This window comes from Mycetocola lacteus (assembly GCF_003667575.1).
In the GTDB taxonomy this organism is placed as follows: Bacteria; Actinomycetota; Actinomycetes; order Actinomycetales; family Microbacteriaceae; genus Mycetocola; species Mycetocola lacteus.
Window position 1 is genome coordinate 217,183 of the sequence record NZ_RCUY01000011.1, and the last position, 23,786, is coordinate 240,968.

General features: G+C 61.4%; 24 protein-coding genes. 8 read left to right on the forward strand and 16 right to left on the reverse strand.

The window, feature by feature from the left end:
- Entirely contained in the window at positions 1-312 is a 312-nt protein-coding gene (locus tag D9V34_RS17615; protein ID WP_147441574.1) for a hypothetical protein, read from the reverse strand.
- Between the two features lie 308 nt (positions 313-620).
- On the opposite strand from D9V34_RS17615, the gene D9V34_RS17620 reads away from it, so the two are divergent.
- From D9V34_RS17620 to D9V34_RS13280, 5 genes are all read left to right on the forward strand, one after another.
- Entirely contained in the window at positions 621-1,676 is a 1,056-nt protein-coding gene (locus D9V34_RS17620; RefSeq protein ID WP_147441575.1) for a hypothetical protein, read from the forward strand.
- Between the two features lie 14 nt (positions 1,677-1,690).
- Positions 1,691-4,066 (forward strand): glycoside hydrolase domain-containing protein, encoded by a 2,376-nt coding sequence (locus D9V34_RS13265; protein ID WP_121687087.1) that lies wholly within the window; start codon positions 1,691-1,693, stop codon positions 4,064-4,066.
- Between the two features lie 752 nt (positions 4,067-4,818).
- On the forward strand, positions 4,819-5,316 hold the full coding sequence (locus D9V34_RS13270) for a hypothetical protein (RefSeq protein ID WP_121687088.1): 498 nt from the start codon (positions 4,819-4,821) through the stop codon (positions 5,314-5,316).
- Complete coding sequence (locus D9V34_RS13275) at positions 5,316-5,849, forward strand: diguanylate cyclase (RefSeq protein ID WP_147441576.1); 534 nt, start codon at positions 5,316-5,318, stop codon at positions 5,847-5,849. Before D9V34_RS13270 ends, D9V34_RS13275 begins: the two co-directional genes overlap by 1 nt.
- Positions 5,850-5,933: 84 nt before the next feature.
- A complete protein-coding gene (locus D9V34_RS13280; protein ID WP_121687090.1) occupies positions 5,934-6,617 on the forward strand; it encodes an NUDIX hydrolase in 684 nt (227 codons plus the stop codon).
- A gap of 3 nt (positions 6,618-6,620) precedes the next feature.
- Here the strand turns inward: D9V34_RS13280 and D9V34_RS13285 are convergent, their stop codons facing one another.
- The 6 genes from D9V34_RS13285 to D9V34_RS13310 all read right to left on the reverse strand — a co-directional run bounded on the left by D9V34_RS13285 (position 6,621) and on the right by D9V34_RS13310 (position 13,651).
- The gene (locus tag D9V34_RS13285) at positions 6,621-8,003 is read right to left on the reverse strand and encodes a hypothetical protein (protein WP_147441577.1); all 1,383 of its coding nucleotides are present in this window, start codon (positions 8,001-8,003) and stop codon (positions 6,621-6,623) included.
- Between the two features lie 314 nt (positions 8,004-8,317).
- Positions 8,318-9,112 carry an ABC transporter ATP-binding protein gene (locus D9V34_RS13290; protein WP_121687092.1) on the reverse strand — a complete coding sequence of 265 codons (795 nt, stop codon included), beginning with the start codon at positions 9,110-9,112 and terminating at the stop codon, positions 8,318-8,320.
- A complete protein-coding gene (locus D9V34_RS13295; RefSeq protein ID WP_121687093.1) occupies positions 9,105-10,130 on the reverse strand; it encodes an ABC transporter ATP-binding protein in 1,026 nt (341 codons plus the stop codon). The genes D9V34_RS13290 and D9V34_RS13295 overlap by 8 nt, the downstream gene beginning before the upstream one ends.
- Positions 10,127-11,011 carry an ABC transporter permease gene (locus D9V34_RS13300; RefSeq protein ID WP_121687094.1) on the reverse strand — a complete coding sequence of 295 codons (885 nt, stop codon included), beginning with the start codon at positions 11,009-11,011 and terminating at the stop codon, positions 10,127-10,129. Before D9V34_RS13300 ends, D9V34_RS13295 begins: the two co-directional genes overlap by 4 nt.
- Positions 11,008-12,018 (reverse strand): ABC transporter permease, encoded by a 1,011-nt coding sequence (locus D9V34_RS13305; protein ID WP_245991802.1) that lies wholly within the window; start codon positions 12,016-12,018, stop codon positions 11,008-11,010. The genes D9V34_RS13300 and D9V34_RS13305 overlap by 4 nt, the downstream gene beginning before the upstream one ends.
- A 61-nt stretch (positions 12,019-12,079) precedes the next feature.
- Entirely contained in the window at positions 12,080-13,651 is a 1,572-nt protein-coding gene (locus D9V34_RS13310; protein ID WP_121687095.1) for an ABC transporter substrate-binding protein, read from the reverse strand.
- Positions 13,652-13,822: 171 nt separating this feature from the next.
- Between D9V34_RS13310 and D9V34_RS13315 the strand changes: the two genes are divergently transcribed.
- Entirely contained in the window at positions 13,823-14,392 is a 570-nt protein-coding gene (locus tag D9V34_RS13315; RefSeq protein WP_030148468.1) for an Lrp/AsnC family transcriptional regulator, read from the forward strand.
- A gap of 85 nt (positions 14,393-14,477) precedes the next feature.
- Here the strand turns inward: D9V34_RS13315 and D9V34_RS13320 are convergent, their stop codons facing one another.
- The 8 genes from D9V34_RS13320 to ychF all read right to left on the reverse strand — a co-directional run bounded on the left by D9V34_RS13320 (position 14,478) and on the right by ychF (position 20,156).
- On the reverse strand, positions 14,478-14,870 hold the full coding sequence (locus D9V34_RS13320; protein ID WP_121687096.1) for an avidin-fold protein: 393 nt from the start codon (positions 14,868-14,870) through the stop codon (positions 14,478-14,480).
- Positions 14,871-14,976: 106 nt separating this feature from the next.
- Positions 14,977-15,162 (reverse strand): hypothetical protein, encoded by a 186-nt coding sequence (locus tag D9V34_RS13325; RefSeq protein ID WP_121687097.1) that lies wholly within the window; start codon positions 15,160-15,162, stop codon positions 14,977-14,979.
- 359 nt (positions 15,163-15,521) lie between these two features.
- Entirely contained in the window at positions 15,522-15,914 is a 393-nt protein-coding gene (locus tag D9V34_RS13335) for a hypothetical protein (RefSeq protein ID WP_121687099.1), read from the reverse strand.
- A gap of 131 nt (positions 15,915-16,045) precedes the next feature.
- Entirely contained in the window at positions 16,046-16,537 is a 492-nt protein-coding gene (locus D9V34_RS13340) for a hypothetical protein (RefSeq protein ID WP_121687100.1), read from the reverse strand.
- Positions 16,534-18,126 (reverse strand): hypothetical protein, encoded by a 1,593-nt coding sequence (locus D9V34_RS13345; RefSeq protein ID WP_183091788.1) that lies wholly within the window; start codon positions 18,124-18,126, stop codon positions 16,534-16,536. The genes D9V34_RS13340 and D9V34_RS13345 overlap by 4 nt, the downstream gene beginning before the upstream one ends.
- 117 nt (positions 18,127-18,243) lie before the next feature.
- The gene (locus tag D9V34_RS13350) at positions 18,244-18,660 is read right to left on the reverse strand and encodes a PIN domain-containing protein (RefSeq protein WP_121687102.1); all 417 of its coding nucleotides are present in this window, start codon (positions 18,658-18,660) and stop codon (positions 18,244-18,246) included.
- On the reverse strand, positions 18,660-18,866 hold the full coding sequence (locus tag D9V34_RS13355; RefSeq protein ID WP_121687103.1) for a type II toxin-antitoxin system VapB family antitoxin: 207 nt from the start codon (positions 18,864-18,866) through the stop codon (positions 18,660-18,662). The genes D9V34_RS13350 and D9V34_RS13355 overlap by 1 nt, the downstream gene beginning before the upstream one ends.
- A 216-nt stretch (positions 18,867-19,082) precedes the next feature.
- A complete protein-coding gene (ychF, locus tag D9V34_RS13360) occupies positions 19,083-20,156 on the reverse strand; it encodes a redox-regulated ATPase YchF (protein WP_121687104.1) in 1,074 nt (357 codons plus the stop codon).
- A gap of 142 nt (positions 20,157-20,298) precedes the next feature.
- Between ychF and D9V34_RS13365 the strand changes: the two genes are divergently transcribed.
- Positions 20,299-21,078: a GntR family transcriptional regulator gene (locus D9V34_RS13365; protein WP_121687105.1), complete on the forward strand. Its 780-nt coding sequence runs from the start codon at positions 20,299-20,301 to the stop codon at positions 21,076-21,078.
- 167 nt (positions 21,079-21,245) lie between these two features.
- Entirely contained in the window at positions 21,246-22,709 is a 1,464-nt protein-coding gene (locus D9V34_RS13370) for a DNA recombination protein RmuC (RefSeq protein ID WP_121687106.1), read from the forward strand.
- Positions 22,710-22,791: 82 nt separating this feature from the next.
- Here the strand turns inward: D9V34_RS13370 and glpX are convergent, their stop codons facing one another.
- Positions 22,792-23,778, reverse strand: coding sequence for a class II fructose-bisphosphatase (gene glpX, locus D9V34_RS13375; protein ID WP_030148460.1), 987 nt, complete (start codon positions 23,776-23,778; stop codon positions 22,792-22,794).
- Between the last annotated feature and the right edge of the window lie 8 nt (positions 23,779-23,786).

The window sequence follows — 23,786 nt, forward strand, 5'->3', positions numbered from 1 at the left end:
TTAGCAGTAGCCGAACCCGATGTACTTGTACTTGATCGGAAAACCTCCGAATTGTCCGCCGTACATCTGTGCGGGCCCGAGACTGCGGCACGTATCCCAGAACCAGGTACTGTTTTCCTTGTTCCAAATCTTCATCTTGATTCGGACAGGAGACGAGGTGCAATTGAACGCGGCCTCATCGGTTTGAATAAAAATCACGCGCTCTCGTCCGCAGGGGCTATCCGGCACCGCGTTTGCAGGGGCAGCGGTAATTCCACCCAAACCTGCTGCCAACAGCAGCCCAATAGCAATGCTCGCAAAACGTCGTTTCATACTTCCCCCTTGGATTATCGGTCCGCGCGCATCCTCCGTGATGCCACATCCGACCGGCTATGAGGTGAGCATAGCCGAAAACTTCTTCACGTCAAATGTTGCACAGAACATGACCTAACCAGCATTTTAATTACATCCGTAGTAATAACAAAGTGGGCACATCGTTCGTAGATTTTGCTCTTGCGTGTTGCTTGCAGTGTGTGAATATACTGAACCCGCATCGCCGCATTTGGGGGGCAGTGCACGGGGGAATAGAGCGATGCTTTGTCATCTATACGCTCCTCGTTGGCATACGAGATGGAGATACGATGGCGTCGTTTGAGACGAACGAACGGATTGAAGCACCAAAGCCCGAAGCCTCGGTTTCCCGTCGAAACTTCTTGCTTGTAGCCGGAGCCTTCACCCTGGCGATGACGACAACACAAACGCTGCTGTCACCGGCTCTCTCAAGTTCGGCTACAGTTTCTGGGCCGCTTTCTTCGGCCGTTTCCCTCGCTGGAAATGAGATAACCCATTTCAACACTGCGTTCACGCAAACGTCGCAGTGGATCGTGCCCAGCTCCATGTCCGTAACCCAACAGTTTGCCAAGCTTTCGGACGCTCGCATCACACTGAGTTGGGACCCACGGCTCGCACTTGTCAGCGGCTCGAACGTCATCCTTGCCCACGGCGATTCCATCACGATAGTGGCCGCAGAAATGAGCGGGGACGGACAGATAGCGTTCACCTGGCCATCGGACTTTGCCGCAGACGGGAATGCAGGCAGCGCATCCGTCATGCTCCCACTGCGGGCCAGAGCACTCTATCCATCCGATGGGATCGATGCAGTTGTCCCCACGACCCTTGACGTGACCTGTGTAAACCCGGCCGATTCATTCTCGATGACCGCAAAAGCTAGCGACGCCGCAGCTTCGGGCCTGGCCTGGGGCGCTGAGCTTTCTGCTTTCTGGGAGCCTCCGTCGGAGACCTCTCACGACGCTGAGGCGGCGATTCCCCGTCTTGTTCAAGTCACAAGTGTGGGCCCCGGACCAATTCCGGTTGGTTCGATCATCGCGTTGTCAACTGACCGCAAGGTGATCAATGATGCAAGCGTGGATGCCGTGGCTCCCAACGATCTCACCGCCACCGAAGCACCGTCTGCAACAAACAGCGCACGCCGGGCAGAACTTCAAGTCTTGACCACATCCCTCCAAGCAGCCGTTCCAAGCGGCGCATCGGTTGTCGTGTCTTTCACGGGTGAACTCACCAAAGCTGCAGCTTCAAGCGCAGATCGAACTCGAGCTTCCGTCTCGTTTACCGGCCCGCCCGCCGCAATCGCTATGCAACGAATCACCGGACACGAGTCCGTCACGCTTCAGGATTAGAAGGACTTTAGATAATGGCAGATCCGCTTGTTCGCGCCGCGCAGCTCTATCTCAACTCAACGTATTCAGGCCGTCCCGGCTATGTCGACGCTCCAACTGACGGCAACACAGGCTGGCCAACCATGTTCTCGCTCATCCGAGCGCTTCAAATCGAACTTGGCGTCGCAGGCCCAAGTAACACGTTCGGGCCCGGTACCGAGGCTGCGTTTACCAATTCGATAGGACTACTGAGTTCCATGTCCTCGAACCGGAAAGTCGTCGCAATTCTTCAGTGCGCCCTCTGGTGTAAGGGGTACTCCGGAGGCGATATCGGCTCGGCCTGGGGGTCCACGCTAACCGCCTCAGTCAGCATGGTGAGAAACAACCTCGGTTTGACCGCCGATCCTGTTGCCGTGAACGCAAAGATAATGAAATCGCTGTTAACGATGGATGCTTACGTTCTTCTCAGCGGAGGATCCAACGCAATCCGAGCGGGACAGCAAACTCTCAACCGTCGGTATTCCTTCCGAAAAGACTTCTACATTGTGCCGTGCGATGGTCTCTTCACACGACAAATGCAGCAGGGGCTCATGTACGCACTTCAGTACGAGCTCGGAATGGCCGATGGCGTAGCTACCGGAAACTTTGGCCCGGGCACGATCGCAGGGATCAAGGCAAACGCTCAGGTGAAACTGGGTGACGCCGATGGGCTCAAAAACTTCGTGTCGTTGTTCCAGCTTGCGCTCTCCTGCAACGGCTATTCAACTCCAATTAGTGGAACGTTTGATGCGGCCACCCGTAGTCAGGTAATCGCGTTCCAGACGTTTATGGAAATCGGAGTCACCGGATTCGCCGACTACGGTACTTGGGCGGCACTGTTGGTGAGTACGGGCGATCCGAGTCGGCCCGTTACTGGTATGGACACGATTGACCGTCTAACTGAAGACAGGGTCAACAAGCTGGTTGCAAAGGGATATCGTGTGGCAGGTCGTTACCTCACGGTTGACCAGAAAAGCATCAAGGCCGGAGAGCTGGAAAACATTCTCGACCATGGGATGAGCGTCGTCCCAATTTTCCAGAATTTTAATAACGCCTCAAGATTCTTTACCGAAGAGCTTGGTTTTAGCGATGCAAAGCAAGCCGCCATTCGTAGTCGACAACTCGGTTTTCTGGACAATGTCATTATCTTCTTTGCCGTTGACTATGATGCCACTGGTGCCGAGGCTTCAAGCATCGTCCTGAACTATTTCCGAGGCGTGCAACGCGGGCTCAAAGTATCGCGAGCTGTCACCTACCAGGTAGGAATCTATGGCACGCGAAACGTTGCGGCTACCGTGTATGACGCCGGACTCGCAACCGGAGTCTGGGTAAGCGGGATGTCAACAGGCTACAGCGGAAACCTCGGTTTTAAGATGCCTTCGGAATGGATGTATAACCAAATCCAGGAAATCCCGAACCCTCCAATCCCAACTGCACCCACTGCCGAAAGCAATATCGATCGAAACGTCGTATCCAAGCGGGCACGTCCGGCCACGCGTAATGACGTCGCGCGAGTTCCATTGGTGTATGCACCGGGCCAAGGTGAACTCGGTTGGTCGTTCCATCAACTGAGCTGGCAGCTCACTAAAGTGTTGGTTCTTGCGGAAGAGGCGATGGGATTTCCGCAGACGGAACCTAACAACAGCTTTGGTACCTATATTGTGTTGCGGTATCTTATCGCCGAGACTTACAACTCAATCGAGTGGATCGGATACCTGTTACTGCTTGAGCCTAGTACTGGGACCGGGCAGCTCCCATTTATTACCGACACGTTACTGAAGCTCCAAGAATCCGCCGGGGCATTGGAGCCCCTCCGAACTGCCTATGGACCTAATACGGATCTGCCACATATGGCAGCGACCGCGCTCGGGGTGATGACCTGGGGTACACACGAGGGGCAATATGGGGTCGGATTCGGAGATCTAGGAGGATGGGCGTTGGATTGTGCTCAGCTCTGGGCTCAGTGCTGTCTTTCTCGCGGCCAACAATCAATAGGTGATTGGGTGCGCGCAAACATGGGGCTTCAAGAAAGCAGTGGTTTTGGGCGAGCCGATGTGATCGGAGATGCGGATGGTTGGCTTCTAGGAAGATACATTTCACTTGGGAAAAGATTGGATCAGGCGATGAACGAAGTATTCACCCTCTACCCGTCTGAAGCCGCACGAATTGGGGCCTTTATCAGTCAGCGATTCGGTGCAAACACGCATCAACGGATACTGACCGCGGTGAAATCAGTTTTTGAAGATACCGCAGTGTGGATCAAGCTTCCGCGAGTTAAATTCATGAAGGGCCAACGCGATCCGAACGCATTAGAATTGACCGAGTTTGCTACGGCTGTCGCAGACCGGTTCACCGCGATGGCAACAGAATAAGCAATGGGCAATATACCCCTCGTATATCTTGCACAAATTGCAGCATTCGGCCCTGCAAAGAAAGTAACAACCGATCAGAGTGGCGGTGCGTGATTTCGTGCTAGCAAGTAATCATTCAGCTATGGGCCACATCGTCAGGCCCGTGGTTCAAATCGTTTACGTGATCGTCATTCTCGGCCTGTGTCCACTTGGTTTCCCAGGAGGCGACCCGGCAGGACCGTTAGCTTCTCGGCTCGGATACTCGCTCACGAATCTGATCGTTTTTACAGTTGTCGGGCTCGTTCTAACTAGGTCTCTCCAGTCAGGAAGACCACTTATCGGAACTGTAGCGCTGTCAATTCAACTCACGGTCTATGGCCTAGTTATCCTGTTACTCCTGTTGTTCTTCTCGTCAAGCAGTCCAACTGGCCCACACACAGTTTCACTTCCGCTTCTGCCCACATATTGGTATCAGTTGCTCCATCAGCATGGCGGTTTAGTGATACTAGTTTTCCAACCTGCAATTGCTATCTGGCGAAACAACAGCGGTAGTTCGCGCGTTCAATGGACATTAGCGATTGTCCTTATGGTTTTCCCGCTGCTGTTCATTTCCATGACCGCGTGGCTGTTCCAGATCAATTCACAATAGTCATCGTCGCTAACCGCTGCCAGTCCCGGGTTGATTTGTCACCGTTTAGCAGACTGTGATCTCCATTCGAAACTCATCTCGCACACGAATCGGAGCATAGTACTTGAATGCACTATTCACTCCCATGCTGCGCATTCTCCTGAGCATCGGCTATGCCGCGCTGGCCCCGTTAGTGCTGGTGTGGACGGTCCACTTTAACGTTCATGCCGCTCCGCTCGTTGCGCTCATCCCCGAGTTTTTGACAAGCACGGCAATCACCACCGCGATGGCGCTGGCCCTGCTGATCCCGATTTCACCGGGCACGGCGCTCATCCACTGGGTGGCGGGGCTTCCTCAGATAATGATCAATCTGGCGTTTGTTCTGGTCATGGTGGTGTTGACGAGCACGCCGCCCACGGATCCCGTCGGGGACGAAACGAGCCCCATGATCATCCATAACTGGCCATCTGAACTCGCCCTGTTCACGCCCGCACTCGTGATGAGCGCGGTTCCGGTCATCATGTTTGTTCAGCGAGCCACACGTCACGCGCGGACCCGGAAAGCACTCGCCGTTTCGATGGTGGCGCTCCCGCTGGTTCTCCAGACGGTCACGCTGCTCCTCGCCGTGTCTCGGGGGTTCTAGTGACTGAAGAATTGCCCGTGAAACGGCCGCCGGTTATCGTCCTCGATCCACTCGAAATCATCTCGCGACTGCTGGCCGGGACGCTCTATATTTTTGCTGTTCTCGCGATCCTAACGTGGACCAAGGGCCTGGGACCGTTATATGAATTCACCGGTGGCAACCTCGACGGTCTTCGCGGATGGACGCTCACATATGGAGTCTCGATGGCGCTGCTGGCCGGGACGCTGCTGATCCCCGTCCCCGGCGGACGGATGCTGGTGTCGCCACTCGCTCTGGTTGTGGTCGGGGCCGGCTGCATCGTTCTCCTCGAGATTTTCGGCAACCCCGGCCCTCTCACCGCTTACTCGTCCGAGTGGTGGGGTGCGCTGCTCTTCAATAGCATCTTTGTGTTGTACCCCGTGCTCGCGGTGCTGGGCTTTATTCGCTCGGTCATCCCGCATCGGGTGACTCGCCGGGTACTCGCGTGTGTGTTTCTCGCGCTCGGTCCGGTCACCATCGCGACCCTCGCGCTTCTCACTGTTTCCACCTCCTGACCGGCAACGCCGAGTGATATGCGTTGCTTAGTGTCACCATGACACTAAGCTGAAGTGAACCGCTCAAAACGCCCGGAGGCCTCCATGATCACGTCCGCACCGATCGAACTCGCCGTGTCCACGGTCATCTTTGCGCTGCGTCCCGGGGACGATTCCGGTCGGCGCACGGTGTGGCTTCCGCTGGTACGCCGGATCCGCGAGCCCCAGCAGGGCAAGTGGGCCCTGCCGGGCGGCCCGCTGGAACCCGCACAGGAGCTCTCCGAATCCGCAGCCTTCACCCTGAATGAGACCACCGGGCTCTCCCCCAGCTATCTGGAACAGCTGTACGCGTTCGGAAATGTGGGCCGCTCCCCCGGCAACCGTGTGGTGTCCATTATTTACTGGGCGCTGGTCCGTGAGGAGGAGGCGGCCGAGGCGGTGGTGACCGAAAACGTGCGCTGGTTCCCCGCCGATGATCTGCCCGAGCTTGCCTTCGATCATGCGGAGATTGTTGAGTACGCGCTTGGTCGGCTCCGCGGCAAACTGGAGTACTCGAACCTCGGCCATGCCTTCGTTGGTGAACTCTTCACGCTCTCGGCACTGCGCGAAGTGTATGAGGCTGTGCTGGATAAGCGCATCGATCCGGCCAACTTCCGACGCCAGGTGGAGACCAGCGGACTGGTCCGTGCGACCGAGCAGGTGCAGACCGGCGGGCGCCATCGGCCGGCGCGGCTCTACCGCTTTACGGCCGCCGCGACACAGCTCGCATCACAGTCAGCATCGATCTAGACGCTACTGTCCGATCCCCAGAGATAACGCGGCAGCCGTGGCCCCTCCCAACAGGAGGATCGCTCCGAAGAAACGCGACCTGGGCAATATCGCGGCAACAAAGACGAGCCCGAGTGGAACAAGAGCCATCGCGTAACGGCTCGGCAGCGCGAAGTAATATCCCTCTACCAGAATATTGGACAGCGCGATCAATGGCCCCAAGGTCAGGATGGCGACCCAGAAACCGATCGCCAGGGCTCGAAGGGGACGTCTCGCCGGGATGATCAGTTGGACAAGCGCAGCAACAACCAGCAGGAGTGACCCCGTGCACGCGAGAACCTGGCTCACCGGATTCATATTTTCCATCGGCACGCTTCCCGCCATCAAATCCCAGACAAAACGTCCGGATTCTGACAGCAGTGCCCCCGTCGTGGGTACATCACCGGTGGATACCGGCGTGGGCCCCGCGGCGGGAACCAACGCACGAATCAGCAGCCATGACCCCTGAGCCACGAGCACGGCACCTGCCATCCCGGCAGCAGTCCACAGGTATCGTCGTGGCGTAGGCTCGGTGAAACCGTCACCGAGAAGACGCGTGTGAGACCCGATGCGCGCATGCACCCCCATGCGCCGTGTCATCCCACGGCGGCGTAACCATTCGGCACCCGCACTCCAGATCAGGGCAACCGCGAGCGCCCCCACGATAAACACAGCTTGGAACTTGATCCATACGGCCAGCAGCCCGAGAACACACAGCAACCAACTGGGAACTGCCCGCTGCCACCACGCGATCGCCGCCAATACCAGCCCCGCCCCTACCGTGAGAAGCGCCGCATCGGTCGAGACAAAGGTTGCCGACCACCAGGCTGGAACCGAACCGATGAGCAGGGCCCCCACCGCGACGCCTCGCATCCGGTCCAGCCCGAGCCTCCTCGTGGTGAAATAGAGAAGGATCGCGGCGGCGGCAAGCCACGCTGCACCCGCCATTCGCAGGGCTGACAGGGTGTCCAGACCGGCCAAGACAAAGGGCCGCGATGCGATCCAGGTCACGGCAACATAGATTGGCGTGTAGATATCTACCCCGCTGAAGGACCCACGCGGATAGCTTTCCAGCGGAGCGGTCTGAGTACCGGCGCATCGTTCAAGCTCGGGCGCGCGGCTGAACATCATGCCGTGGCAATCAATCAGGTGACGTGTTTGGTCGTTGATGAGTTCGCCGCGCTGAATGACCGGGTGCTGCGGAAACTTGAGAAGGGCATCGACGTACACGTGCTCATCTACCGGCGAAATAGGCCGCGACTGTGCGACCTGTGCCCCCACAAAGCCGCAGGCGAGAAGGAGAAGAATCAGGATCGCAACAATATCCCGAGAGCGTCTAGATCGAGGGTTCGGCGAAGTGGAGCTCATGCGTGAACCCCGCGACAGTTGAGGGGCCGCATTCGGGTTCCTAAACCAGTCATTTGCAATCTCCGTGCGTCGGTGGGTGCCCAGCCGATCCTATCGGACCGGGGGTTCCCGACTGCTCTCACACGCGGTAACTACAAGGTGCCTGCGTCATGCGGTCGAGGAAAAAGCCCGGTTGTTTCTTGTATGCGTATCGCCCATGAGCGGAACGGAACACTTCTGGATCCATGCCTCGGCACGGGGCGCTCACACCCAATAAACCAGTCCGAGGGTGCCCCGCGTCTGCGGAGCACCCTCGGAGGTTATTCGATCGGACCCTAGTCCTCGGGCAGACCCGGCAGGGTACCGAGGCCGTCCACGGCGGGGATCGCGGCGAGCAGGCGCTGGGTGTAGGGGTCGCGCGGGGAACGCCACACCTGCTCCACGGGACCGTGCTCAACAATCTGTCCCTTGCTCATCACCGCTACCTCATCGGCGATGGTGCGCACCACCGCGAGGTCATGGCTGATAAACAGCATCGACGCACCGGATTCCAAGGCCAGGCGACGCATCAGCTGCGCAACCTTCGCCTGCAGGCTGGCATCCAGCGAGGCAATCGGCTCGTCACCGATCAGCAGGTCCGGACCCGAGGCGATCGCGCGGGCGATCGCGATGCGCTGACGCTGTCCGCCGGAGAACTGGTGCGGGAAGCGGTTTGCTACCTCGGCGGGCAGCTCCACCTCTTCCAGCAGCCCGGCGACGGTCCAGCTGTCACGCTGCGGGTGGATGCGCAGTCCGTCGGCGATCTGGCTCCCCACCGTGCGCCGCGGATTGAGCGAGGCATACGGGTTCTGGAATACCATCTGGATCCGCAGCAGCTCGGCCGGACGCGTCCGCATTCCCAGGGTACGAATCGGGGTGCCCTTGAAGTGGATCGATCCCGAGTGGATCGGCTCCAGCCCGCACACGGCACGGGCCAGGGTCGATTTTCCGCAACCAGATTCGCCCACGAGTCCCAGCACCTGCTTGGGGGCGAGTTCGAAGTTCACACCGTCCACGGCGGTCAGGGTTCCCTTGCCGGGCAGCTTGTACTGCACCCGCAGATCGTCCACGCTCAGCAGCGACTCAGTCATTGCCAGCCTCCTTCTCGGTCGAAGTTTCGGTGGCGGTTTCGGTGGCGGCCTCGGTCGCGGACGCCAGGTCGGCTCCGGCGCCCTCAACGTTCACTGCCTCGGCGGCGGCATCGGTTCCTGTCGCAAGGTCGGCTCCGGCGCCCTCAACGTTCACTGCCTCGGCGGCGGCATCGGTTGCTGTCGCAAGGTCCGCTCCGGCGCCCTCGTGGCTCGGCAGCGCGTCGATCAGCGCCTTGGTGTACTCGTGCTGGGGGTTCCGCAGCACGTTGTACCGGGTCCCCTCCTCCACGATTTCACCCTGACGCAGAACCGCGATGCGGTCGGCCAGGCTGCTCATCACACCGAGGTCATGGGTGATCAGCAGGACCGCGAGGCCCAGCTCATCACACAGCTGACGCAGCAGACGCAGCACGCCCGCCTGCACGGTCACGTCCAGGGCTGTGGTGGGCTCATCGGCGATCAGGATGCGCGGTTCACAGATGATCGCCACGGCGATCGCGATGCGCTGCAGCTGCCCACCGGAGAACTGGTGCGGGTACTTCTTCAACGCCGTTTCGGGCAGCGGCACCTTCACCTTGCGCAGTACGTCCAGCGCCCGCTCCCGTGCCTCTTTTTTGGAGACGCCGGTGTGGGCGCGCAGGTGGTCGGTCAGCTGACGCTCGATGGTAAGCATCGGGTGCAGCGAGGCGGTCGGGTCCTGGAAGACCATACCCACATGCTGGCCGCGAATCTTGCCCATGTCCCGCTCGGGGATGGTGAGCAGATCGCGTCCCTCGAAGGTGATCGCGCCGCCGGTCTTGGCGTTCGTCGGCAGCAGCCGCAGCATGGCCAAACCGGTGATCGACTTCCCCGAACCGGATTCTCCGGCCAGACCGGTGATCTGTCCGGGGATCAGGTCGAGGTTGATCCCGTGCAGGATCTCCTTCTCGCCGATCCGGATGGTCAGGTCCCGGATGGTCAGGCCGTCCGAGGCGTTCGCGTGACGAGCGCCGTCGTACTGATTGTCTAGCTGGCTCACATTGCCCTCCCCTGCACCGCATCCTGTGCACGCGGGTCGAGGGAGTCGCGCAGCGAGTCCCCAATAAAGTTGAACGCCATCACCACGGTGAAGATCGCGAGTCCCGGGAACGCGGCAATCCACCAGGAGGAGAACTGCTGCACGCCGTCGGAGACCATCGCACCCCAGTCGGGCAGCGGCGGGGTGGCGCCGAGGCCCAGGAAGCTGAGGCCCGCGAGCAGCAGGATCGCGGTGCCCACATCCAGCATTGCCAGCACAAAGACCGGCGAGAGGACGTTGGGCAGGATGTCGCGGCGCAGCGTGGTGAACGGGCTGTTACCCAGCAGGCGACCGGCAACCACGTATTCCTGACGCCGCGCGGAGATCACCAGGGAGCGGGTCACTCGGGCATAGGCGGGCCAGGAGACGATCAGCATCGCGATTACGGCGTTGGTGAGGCTCGGGCCGAGGGCCGCGGTAATCACCATCGCCAGGATGATGGTCGGGAAGGCGAACACGAGGTCGGCGATCCGCATGATGATCTCATCCACCGCACGTCCGAAGTAGCCAGCGATGGCACCCAGGGTGCCGCCAACCACCATCGAGGCGACGACGAGGGCCAGGGCGAGCGGCATCGAGATGCGCGCGCCGCTGATCACGCGGCTGAGAACGTCGCGGCCCACGGCGTCGGTACCAAACAGGTGTTCGCCACCGGGCGGCATCAGCCGGTCAAAGTCCTGGGCGAGCGGGTCGAACGGGGCGAGGATCGGCGCGAAGATCGCGATCAGCACCCACAGGGCGGCGATCGTGATGCCGGTGATCGCCAGCGGCGTGCGGAACGCCGGCGCAATCTTCAGCCAGCGGCGCCGCTTGGCGCGCTGGGTCAGGATGTCGGCGCTCATGCGACCCTCACTCTCGGGTCAATGACCCCGTACAAAACATCCACCAGGAAGTTCAGTCCGATGTAGACAAAGCCCACGATCAGACCGACACCCATGATGGCGGGCAGGTCCAGCTTGGTCGCGGCGGCAAACGAATACTCACCCAGGCCGTGCCAGGAGTACACCTTCTCCACCAGGACGGTGCCGGAGAGCAGCGCACCAAACGCGAGGCCCAGGACCGTGATGATCGGAACCAGCGCACCGCGCAGCACGTAGCCAAAGACCACGGTGCGACGCGGGAGTCCCTTGGCGGTGGCGGCCTTGACATAGTCCAGGTCGAGCACCTCCAGCACGGCCGAGCGGGCGAAGCGGGTCAGCAGACCGATCGTGTAGAGGGCCAGCACCGAGGCGGGCAGCACCAGGTGATACACGGCATCCCAGAAGGTGCCCCACTGCCCGGCGATCAGCGCGTCCACGGTGTACAAACCGGTGACCTGCGGCGGGGCGATGGACACCGGATCCAGACGCCCGGAACCGGGGAAGATCCCGAGCACAAAGAAGAAGACGTAGTAGACCACGAGGGCCAGCCAGAAGGTCGGCCAGGACAGACCGATCAGGCTCACCACGCGGATGATCTGGTCGATGATCGTGCGCTGCTTGAGCGCGGCCCACAGTCCCAGGCCGATGCCGATCAGGGTCGAGAAGACGATCGCGGCCAGGGCCAGTTCGATGGTCGCGGGCACCGCGGAGGCGAGCTCATCGGCCACCGGCATCCGGGTCTGCGTGGACACACCGAAGTTCCCATGCAGTACGTTGTTCAGGTAGGTGAAGTACTGCACCACGAGCGGCTGGTCGAGACCGTTATCCGCGCGGAACTTGGCCACGATCGAGGGATCGGCGGCCGCCTGCTCACCCAGGGCTGCCTGCACCGGATCGGCGGGCACCAGGTTGGTGAGGATAAAGGTGACCACGGTCACCCCGAACATCAGCAGGACACTCAGCCCGAGCCGTATTGCGACGTAGCGCACGAAGGGGGGGATGCCCCTCCGTGCGCTACGGTCAGCCGTCTGAGTCTGGACGGCGGCAGTGTTACTTGATGAGGGCAAGGTCCACGGTCCAGACCGGGTTGGTGGTCACCGAGGTGATGCTCGGGGCGGTGACGATGCTCTGAGCCGGCTGCAGCAGCGGCACAAACGGTCCGCTCGCGTTGAGCTCCTTCTGCCAGGCCTCGTAGGCGGCGGCACGGGCGTCTCCGGTGGCGGCCTTGGCGGCGTTTGCCAGCTCGGTCACCTTGGGGTCGGCACCCGCGGGCCAGCCGGCGCGCAGACCGACGAGCTCACCGGGCGAGAACACCAGGTAGTTCGAGGCGTCCGGGAAGTCCGGACCCCAGTACCAGAGACCCACGGTCTCGGTGCCGTTGCGGTAGGCGTCCAGCTCGGTGGCCACCGGGGCGGGGGCCAGGTTGATGTCGATGCCGACATCCTTGAGCTGTGCCTGCACGGCCTCGGCGACGTTCTGCAGCGAGAGACCCTGCACGGTGATGTCGTTGGGGAAGTTCAGGGTAACCTTCTCGCCGTTGTATCCCGAAGCCTTGAGGGCTTCCTTGGCCGCCTCAACATCGCGCTGGTTGCCCTGCTTGGCGTCGATCGCACCCACAAACAGCGAGGGGATCGGACCACCGGGGCGGACGGATCCGTCGCCGGCCATCTTGACGATCTTGTCGTAGTCAATGCCCAGCTTGACAGCCTTCAGGAAGTCCGGGTTGCTGGTGATCTGGCTGACATCCTTGTTCTGGTTCAGCAGCAGGAAGATCATGTAGCGCGAGGGGTCCGAGGTGATCTTGACCTTGGAGCCGGCAAGCTCGGCAACCTGGTCCGGGTTCAGGTCAAGCGCAACCTGCGACTCGCCCTTTTCCACGTTCAGCTTCTGGGTCGGACCGGCCACGTTGCGCAGCACGACCCGCGAGTAGGCGGGCTTGGGGCCGTTGTACTCGGGGTTGGCGGTCAGCACAACCTGCTTGGCGGCGTCGAAGGACTCCAGCTTGTAGGGGCCCGAACCGGCGGAGGTCTTGTTGAGGAAGGCTTCGGCCTTGTCGCTCTCGGTGTCCGAGCCACCGTTTGCCTCGACAACCTTCTTGTTCACCACGGACAGGGCGGGGTTCGGCAGGATGAAGGGCAGGGCCGGGTTGGGCTCGGCCGAGGTGAGGGTCAGGGTGTCATCACCGGTCTTGGCAACGGTGATCCCGTCGAGCAGGAACGAGGGGTTTCCCTTGACTCCCTGGACGCGGGTGAGCGAGAACACGGCGTCGTCCACGGTCACCGGGGAGCCGTCGGAGAACTTGGCTCCGGGCTTCAAGGTGAGGGTCATCACGGTGTTTTCGGGGTTCATGGTGTAGCTGGCCAGGCCGTCGACCGGCTTGGTGACGTCGTTGCCTTCGAAGGTCAGCAGCGTCTGGTAGAGCGCCTTGGCGACGATCGACCCGGTGGTCTCGTACTGGCGGTTGGGGTCGGCGGTCTTCAGGTCGAACGAGGCGTCAACCACGAGGGACTTGCCTGCGTCACCCCCTCCGGCTGCACCGTTGCCGCCGGCGCAACCCGACAGCGCGAGGGCGGCCGCGACGACCAGACCGGCTGTGGCGGCGCTTTTCCTCGAGAACTTCATGTTGTGGCCTCCTCTTTGTTACCCGAGATGGATAACTATTTACAAAAGTTATGTGATTCGCGATTATTGTGTCAAATACGAAAGAAAAATGCGATATTCGTTCTTTGATTTGCCGAGTATGTGGCATTTCATCCAAGATCCGCAGAATAATTCCATCCCCGGGGAGACAGAATGCAACTCGACGATATTCACATCCGCATGGTTGACCTGCTGCGCCGCAATGGACGGCTGTCCATCGCGGCGCTGGCGGACCAGTTGGGGATCTCCCGTTCGAACGCCTACCAGCGCTATGACTGGCTGATTGAATCCGGTGTGATTACCGGATTTACCGCCACCCTGGATTTCCGGGCGGCGGGGTTTGGCGTGGCCGCGCTGGTGTTTGTATCACTCGAACAGCAGCAGTGGGGTGAGTTTCGTGAGCGTCTGAAAACGGTGCCGGAACTGGAGTATTTCGCGGTGACCGCCGGCGAGCATGACGGCATGCTGTTGGTGCGTGCGGCGGACGTCGCGGCAATTCATGAGCTTGTGGCGTTGAATCTTGCGCAGTGGTCCTGCATCAAATCCACCGAGACGGTGTTCGTGATGGATGAGCAGTGGGATCGGGTCAGCCTGGGTGCTGGCTTTGCCGGCCGGGCGCTGCGTTCGCCCGGAGAGTGGGCGGGGGAATCCCCGCTGGGTTCCACCCGGCACCTGCGGATCGCGGAGCCGGGTGAGGAGGATGAGGGCGCACCGTTGCGCTAGCTCATCCCCCACCAAAATGGGTGGAAGGCCCGAGATGTTCCTCGCCGCCGGAAAGCTATTCGCGGCGGCATCGGGCCCGCGCGGTCTAGTTCGCGGCGACCTCGCGGCACACGCTGAGCTGCGGCTCACCGTTGGCGCCGACGTAGAACTCGGTCAGACGCAGCAGGCCGTCGGCCTGACGGGAGATGATCGTGGTGTCGTTGCCGTGCACCAGGTTGCCGTTCTTGGACCGGTGGTTGTAGGACATGTGCAGGGTGTCACCCTCACGGATACCGGAGAAACGGCCCTCGATCACGGTGTCGCCGGTGTAGTCGCCCCACACCACACCCTCGTTCTCGAAGTAGCGGAACAGGGTCGGCTCGGCGGCCACAACGCTGGTGGTGGACGTGACCATTTCGAACACCACGTTGTTCAGCGAAACGTCTTCACGTTCGCCCTCAACGGCGCTGAAATCTACGGCAATATTGGCCTGAATCATGGGATTCTCCAGTCGGAAAATGGGGCGCTCCCGAGGAGCGGCGGGGATCGAGGTGACCGCACAGGGTCACCGGGGTCACGTTACACCAGTTGTGGTGGTCACTACGTCAACGTAGTATCAGATCAATCACCTCGCGAGCATTCAGCAGAACGTCTGCGCGGTCGTAACGAGGAACCGATTCCCCATCAAAGAAAGCATCCAGGATCTGCATAATCTCGCGCACCGTGGTGATTCTTAGGTAGGCAATGAGGAGCCTAATATCCTCCAGATCCTTCGCCCGATATGCGGACATCTACATCGCCAGAAGTACGCGCGGGGATGCAACCTCGTACGTCAGCCCCCCGGTTCTCCTGTGCATCGTGCTCTCCAACGGTTCCCCTCCCGGGATAAACGCTGATGCGTTGAAACTCAGCCAGTCCGTCGGGAGGCCCTCATCAAGCGCAATTTGTGATGCAATGTCTCGCAGAACGTCCCGTTGGACAGAATGCGCATCGATATCTAGCGTGGCCGTCGTGCGACCATAAGCGATAGTCATCGCGGCCCCACCGATGATGTACAGGTTTGCTGTCCGACCACGCGCTTCGAGTTCCGCACCGAGACGGTCCAAGAGCTCAAAAATGCGTGCGTTGCCGAGCCCAAACACATTCAATCCTACGCGGTTGCCAGGTCTGAAAGCTCGTACCAGACATTCTGCTCCGCCAGCGATAGCGGTGTCCGTTCGCGAATTCTCTCGCGGTAGATTTCGGTGAGGTCTCGATCCGCTCGGAGGTAAACCGGTGTCGGGCTCGGCTCACGTTCGGTCCAGGGCGGCGGCGTCTTTCCACGCGTTTCATACGCCAATCGAACCGCCGATGTGGAAAGAGTATCCCATCGAGAATCGCCCGCAAGCACGGGGGCAGTCCTCAACGAAGTGACTTGCGAGCACTCCGCCTCAGCCACGGCCGCGTCAAAAATCTCGGAAATCAAGCGAATCGCAAACAACTCGTCACCCCGTGCGATGCAATCGCTGAGGGTATCAAAGCAGTTCGCCAGATGGCTCGTCATGCACCGATCCTAACTCAGCCAGGTTCCCATTGACATGGTTCGCCCCGGATGCCCGTATAGAACCAGGGGTTTGGCCCACGTAAAACGCAGAGCGCGCCTCGGCCACGTCCACGCGGATCGGCTGTGGACACCTATCCGGGATGGGCGTGGCGGCCGATTTGGCCGGTGGGCGTTCGGCGCGGGCGATTGACCCAAATCTGCCAGGTCAGCACAAGAATCAGGACGACCGCTACCGTCCAAGGTTGCCAGATTGACCCGTCGGCTTCCCCCTCCGCGGTCACAATATTGAACAGGCCGTTGGTGGTGATTCCGCCCTCTCGATAGCTCGCGCGAACGGTTCCGTCGGCACTGTCCAGCGGACCGGACAGCCCGGTGTGCGGAAGGCTGATCGTGCCGTCATCGCTGTCCCAGCGGCCCTTACTTGAACACGAGGAATTCCGGTTGAGAAAACCACGCGTACACTCACTTTCGGTATACGTTCCCCAGTGCAACGGGAGGCTCAGCGCGGCGATGCCGCCGACCCCCATAATCACGGACAGCACAATCGCAAGACTCAGTCCACCCAGGACCACCGGGCGCTTTGCAAACGCCGCGACGATAAGTGTCCCCAGACCGTGCCTCACCGCAGTTCGTGCTGTTCTAGGGCCACGTCCTGTCCAGGTGGATTGGGGAGCAGGGAGTCCGTGCGCCGCTCACTCTCCGGGATATGCATGGCCGCCGCGAGCAGGTTCGCCAGTCGGCGAGCGGATTCCAGCGCCGGCCCCGCTGCGGCCCAACGGTCGAACGTGAGCTTGATGTTGGATTCGGCGGTAATCAGATCGAGAACCGCGCCCTGCTTGCCTCGCTCGGTGAACCGAACGTAACGCACATCCGAGAGCGAAATTTCCCGCTCGATACTTCCCTGCTTGAGCAGCGCTCCGTGGGAGGAGAGCAGCACTCGGTGAGGGGTCACCACCAGGTAGGCACCCCCGGAAATGAGCCGATCCTCGTTCACATCCGCAAGCGCGATCGGAGCCTCTCCCTTGGGAAGCACCAGGGATAGTATTCGCAGCACGGCATCCGCCGACTCATCTGGATCAACGACCAGCACACCGGGCACGGAGACCGTCCTGGTGCGTCGGACGGAATTGGAAATGGCCGCAACCTGATCACCCAGATACCGGGCAATCTCGACCACCTCGTTTGCCGATTGACGCTTCGTGGTGAAGGGCAGGCTTCTGTCCGCGGGCAGTTCAACGATGAGTCCACACTGGCGTTCCAGCTCGTCAACCAGGTCTTTGATTCGCGCCACCGATGCCGTGTACTCACGCCGAGTCTGCGCAACCAGCGTCTCAACGATGGGTGCGTTTTCCGATTCGTTGCCCAAATCGTGTCTGATGTGTGCGGCCCGCAGGACCTGTGCACGGTGCCAGGATCCCTCGGCCATCAGCAGACCGTGAACGTCGGCGAAAATGCGTTCATAGTTCTTCTGCACGTAGGCGCGTCGCCCACGGGGGTCGCCCGCAAGCATCTCGATGTGCTCGCGTACCTGACGGTCGTATGCGGTCTTCAGCTTGCGAAAATCAGCTTCCCTGGTGGAGACCGCTGCATAGATGTGATCGTTGACCACGCCCGCGGCCTGAGCCTCGGCCACCGCACGAATCGTCGTGTCATACAGGCCTCGCAGGGTGTCCATCTGGTCCTGTTCCAGGAAGCGCTGAACGCTCTGGGTCAGCTCAATGTTGGTATCAACCCGGCGCGAAATCGATGCGATTTGAATCTGCAACGCCAGCAGTGCCATCGCGGGCCCCAGCGTGGCGAGCACGGCGGCGCTCTGCGCTCCGGCCGCGGGTGCCCAGCGAATCGACGCCGCGGCCTTCCCCTTTTCTCCCACCAGGGTGCCGAGATTCCATCCGTTTGACACCATCGGCTTCATCGTCTGCAGCTGTTTGATCGTCTCGGGGGCAAGCCGGACCAGGCCCTGCGCGCTGACCACCCCCTGTGCACCCTGCGCAACCACGGTACCGGCACCGGAGACGATGGCCAGGGCGTCCGTCAAGCTCCGGGCGTTGCTCTCGCCCAGCACCTCAAACGGGACAAGATTCATGTCAATCGGGGGCGTTTGCGCGAACACCACGGCAAACCCATGTTCAATCTCAACCAGCGTCATCTCCGACCCATCGGAGAGCTGCGCCTCATCCGTCTCGGATGATCCCTCGCTCACAACCATCACAATCACTCCTTCGTCGGCACAGCAAATTGTGCCACACGTGGGCAACCTTCACACGGCGGCTCGCGCGGTCACGCTCGCGCAGGAGAATGCTCCCCCGTATGCGCACAGAGAGATGAATCAGGATGGTGTCGAAGCGACGTATTGGTACTTCAGGTCCGACACTGCCGCAACGTGGGCGAAATCTAGGTCCGCAGCCAGCACCGTTGCGTCATTCACAATCGCATATCCCTTGATGAGAATGTCCAGTGCACACGCGGCACGAACAAGGCCAGATTTCCATAAGGAACTCTGAATATCGAGCACGAGAGATTCGTCAGGTGCCCGCTCCAACGGAAATCCCAGAGAGATTTTCTCCCGATAAAGTGCGTATTCTTCGGGCGTCCGAGCGCTATGGCAAAATTCCAGCACCTGTGGCGGACAGGTCACAAAAAGATCTGCCGGCGCACGCTCAATGCGGCGCAACTCTGCGGTAATCGCACGGTCACCGGACGCCAGCCGCGCCCAGACGGAGTTGTCAACCAGAAAGTCGACCATTAGGGCGTGGGCGGGATTACCGGGGCTCCCAGCTCCGCTTCAAGATTGACCAGCTCGGAAATACCATCGATCATCGCGGCCTTCTGTTTGTATGCAATGAGCCGACGAAGAGCAAGATCGAGGACGGCACGGTTGGAGCGCTCACCGGTGAGCTCCCGAGCACGCTCAATCAGCTGGGGATCTAGGTCAACACTGGTGACTTCCATGACAAACCCCTCTCTTTATGGTTCGTTATATAGCTCGCTCCGAGGTTGGCCCGGACGTGGTTGAGCGACAACTCATCGGCGCTGTCACTCGGGTACGCACACCTTAAATGTCGATGCCGTGTGATAACTGAGCATCCAGAATCGAAAACATCCCGTCGCCCCCAAACGACAACGGTCCGCCTCCCGAGGGAAGCGGACCGTGTGCAGAAAGTGGGACTAGACGTTGAAGCGGAACTCCACCACGTCGCCATCCTGCATGACGTATTCCTTGCCCTCCATGCGGGCCTTGCCCTTGGAGCGGGCCTCGGCAACCGAACCGGTTTCCACCAGGTCGGCAAACGAGATGATCTCGGCCTTGATGAACCCACGCTCGAAGTCAGTGTGGATCACACCGGCGGCCTGCGGAGCCTTGGCACCCTTGGGGATGGTCCAGGCGCGCGACTCCTTGGGGCCGGCGGTCAGGTAGGTCTGCAGGCCCAGGGTATCGAACCCGATGCGAGCGAGCTGGTCGAGACCAGACTCGGTCTGGCCGGTCGAAGACAGCAGCTCGGCGGCGTCCTCCTCGTCCAGGTCGATCAGCTCGGACTCCAGCTTGGCGTCCAGGAAGATCGCCTGTGCGGGGGCCACCAGGGCGGCCAGCTCGGCGCGCTTCTCGTCGCTCTGCAGGACCTCCTCATCCACGTTGAACACGTAGATGAAGGGCTTGCCGGTGAGCAGACCGAGCTCGCGCACGGGCTCCAGGTCGATCTTGGTGGCGGAGAGCGGGGTGCCGGCATTCAGCGCGGCGAGCACCTCGTTTGCAGTCTCCAGGGCGGCGGGATCGATGCGCTTGCCCTTGACCTCCTTCTCCAGACGCGGGATGGCCTTCTCAACCGTCTGCAGGTCCGCGAGGATCAGCTCGGTGTTGATGGTCTCCATGTCGCCGGCCGGGTTGACCTTGCCGTCCACGTGCACCACGTCGGAGTCGGCGAATCCACGCACCACCTGGGCGATCGCGTCGGCCTCACGAATGTTTGCCAGGAACTGGTTTCCCAGCCCCTCACCCTCACTCGCACCACGCACGATGCCCGCGATGTCCACGAAGGAGACCGCGGCGGGCAGGATCTTCTCGCTGCCGAAGATCTCGGCCAGCTTGGTCAGGCGCACGTCAGGAAGGTTCACCACCCCGACGTTGGGCTCGATCGTCGCGAACGGGTAGTTCGCCGCGAGCACCTGGTTCTTGGTCAGGGCGTTAAACAGGGTTGACTTGCCAACGTTGGGCAGTCCGACAATTCCGATAGTGAGGGCCACGAGGATCTATCGTACCCGGCCAGATGGACCGGGGCCAGCCGAGCGCGCGCGGCGAACGTTCTGGGCATCCGTTATTCTCACACGCTGCGTTGTTAGCCTGCGCTTCATATGCTCGCCCACACCGGGAAATCTGAGGTAACTCATGCAGACACCTAGCCGGAACATCACGCCCCTTTCGCTCGACCTTGCCCGAGGCCGAGACGTTCCGCTCTATCGACAACTCGCCGATCAACTTCGCGATGCCATCACCGATGGAACGCTGCCTCCGGGAAGCAGACTCGACAACGAGATTGTGTTGGCACACCGCCTGGGCATTTCCCGACCGACCGTACGGCGCGCGATCCAGGAGGTTGTCGCCGAGGGCCTGCTCACTCGGCGACGCGGTGTGGGCACACGCGTGGCACACACGCGTATCCGGACCGCAATCGAGCCACTGGGCATCGTCGAGTCGCTTGAGCGCGACGGACACCGCCCCGGCAGCAAGGTTCTCGAGCAACGCACGATACCCGCCTCGGCGCTGATTGCCACCCTCCTGGAACGTGCGGACGGCACGCCGGTGCATCATTTCCGCAGGCTTCTGAGCAGCAATCAGGCACCATTTGCGATCCTCACAAACAATGTGCCCGCCGACCTCAAGGTTCCCGGCTTCCACCGGCTGAGTGACACCGGCTCGTACTCCCTTCTTCGCGCCGCGGGCATCCTCATTCACAGCGTCGATGAACGGCTCATCTCCCGTCAACCAACCCCGGCCGAGACCGGATTACTCAGTCTCGGCACGGACGGGGTTATTCTCGAGCGCACCCGGATATCGCGGGATTCCGCGGGCCGACCGGTCAGCGTGGGCATCCACGCATTTCGAGGGGATCTGATCGCCATCGGTGTCTCCGCCATCGGTGTCTCCGCCGCCGGCGAGCTTCGCTAGCCGAGCATCGGTAGCCGAGCGTCCGTAGCCGAGCGTCAGTGGCCGAGCATCGGTAGCCGAGCCGGGAGTCGTGTCGGATTTCCTCCACAGGCGGCGTCCGCGACTCAGTTATCCCCAGTTACTCCATCTCCGCCGAGCCTGTCGGCGGTGTCGGGCACACTTGGGGTATGGACTCACTACTCCCACTCATCATCGGCCTCATGCTGGGCCTCGTGCTCGGCGCGGTCCTTGGCGGCGTGTTCGGCGGGCTGACCGCACAGCGCCGTGCAAGCTCGGCACTGCGCGCGGCGGAGGTTCGTGCCGATGCTGCCCGCGCCGAAGTTGAGGTTTTGACGGCGCAGCATTCCGCCGAGTTGATGTCCCAGGGTGCACGAGAATCCGAAATCCGCGGCACGCTGCGCGCCGAGCTGGCCGCTCTCGAGGCGACCACGGCAGAGCTACGTGATCAGATCGACGCCCAGCGTCGGTATGCCGCCGACCAGGAGCGACGTCGTGAGGAAGAGGCCACGAATCGGCGAGCACGAGAGTCTCAGGATGCACGCGTTCTCGAGGCGCTGGCTCCCGTGGCCGAAACTCTGCGCACGATGCAGACGGCCGTCTCGGCGATCGAGAACCAGCGAAGCCTCCAACACGGAGAACTCAGCGCCCAGCTCCGAGCAGCCACGGAGGCTGAGGAGCGGCTGCGCGCCACCACGGACACCCTGGCTGGTGCGCTGCGGTCGAATAACGTTCGCGGCGTCTGGGGTGAGACCCAGCTGCGCAATGTGGTGGAAGCTGCGGGGCTGATCGAACGGGTGGACTTCAGCGTGCAGTCTTCGGTGTCCACCGACGCGGGAGCCGGTCGCCCCGACATGGTGGTGCACCTGCCCGGGGGCAAGAACATCGCCGTGGATGCGAAGGTGCCCTTCAACGCGTACCTGGAAGCCAGCGCGATTCCCGCCACCGCGACCGGTGCAGAGGCCGCCCGTCGCGATTCGCTTCTGCGTGATCATGTGAAGGCCGTGCGCGAACATGTGACCGCGCTGGGCAATAAGACCTACTGGGAGGGCCTGCCCGCCTCCCCCGAGCTGGTCATTGCGTTCATCCCCAGCGAGTCCCTGGTGTCCTCGGCCCTGGAAGCCGACCGCACCCTGCTCGACTTCGCGTTCTCCAAGCGGGTCGCGCTGGCATCCCCGGTGACCCTCTGGTCCGTGCTGAAAACCGTCGCGTTTAGCTGGCAGCAGGATGTGCTCACCAAGGAGGCCACCGAACTCTTCGACCTGAGCCGAGAACTCCACTCGCGTCTGGCCACCACCGCGACACGACTGCAGAAGCTGGGGCGCTCGATCGAACGCTCGGTGAAGGACTACAACGTGGTGATCGGATCCCTCGAACACCAGGTGCTGCCCAGCGCCCGCAAGCTCGGCCGCATCGACAAAACCAAGATCATCGCCGACCTCACCCCGATAGAAGAGCCCCTGCGCGAGATCACCGATGTCGACCTGGTTGCCGGCCTTGAAGAGAGCCGCTCCCACGCTTCCCCAGCCTCCCCCACCTCCCCTGTCACCCCGGCCTCCTCCACTTCCCCCGCCTCCCTCACCCCGGATGAAACCGAAGCGGAACAGAATCAGGAGGAAAACTCTCAGGCCTAAACGGGCAGCAAAAAGCGGGCGCACCGCCATTGGTACGCCCGCAGCTCAGGACCCGCGTATGGGCGGGTTGAGGATCAGCGGTTTAGCGCCACTTCTCCACCAGGTGGTCGGCCACGATCCGGCGGATCGTTCCCGACTTCGACCGCAACACGATGCTCTCCGTGCGGATGATCGGGCCGCGGTGCTGAACACCCGCGACCAGACCGCCGTCGGTCACACCGGTTGCCACAAAGAACGTGTTGTCGCTACGCACCAGCTCGTCCGCACCGTAGACATAGTCCATCTTCAGACCGGCCTCGATACCGCGCTGACGCTCGGCGTCGTCGCGGGGGTGCAGACGGCCCTGGATGTGGCCACCCAGCGCCTTGATCGCACACGCAGTCACAATGCCCTCGGGGCTTCCGCCGGTACCCAGGCACATGTCGATTCGGGTGCCATAGCGGGCGGCGTTGATACCACCGGCCACGTCACCATCCAGCATCAGACGGGTACCCGCACCGGCGGCGCGGATCTCCTCGATCAGACCCTCATGACGCGGACGGTCGAGCACCGCGACGGTGATGTCCGAAACCGGAACCTTCTTCGCCTGGGCCAGCGCCTGAATGTTCTCGGCCACCGACTGACGAATGTCCACCACACCGATACCCTCGGGACCGGTCACAATCTTGTCCATGTAAAACACGGTCGAGGCATCCAGCATCGAACCACGGTCAGCCACCGCGATGACCGACAGGGCGTTCTGGCGGCCCGCGGCGGTCAGGCTGGTTCCATCGATTGGATCCACGGCGATGTCCACCGCCGGGCCCTGTCCGTTGCCCACGCGTTCGCCATTGAACAGCATCGGGGCCTCGTCCTTCTCGCCCTCACCGATCACCACGGTGCCATCAAAGTTGACGGTGCCGAGGAACGCGCGCATCGCATCCACCGCGGCACCGTCGGCACCCAGCTTGTCGCCGCGACCGATATACGGTTCGGCACGAATCGCCGCAGCCTCCGTTGCCCTCACCAGCTCCAGTGCAAGATTTCGTCCGGGCTGCAAATACAGGGACTCGGTGGTGGGCTGACTCATGAAAAACG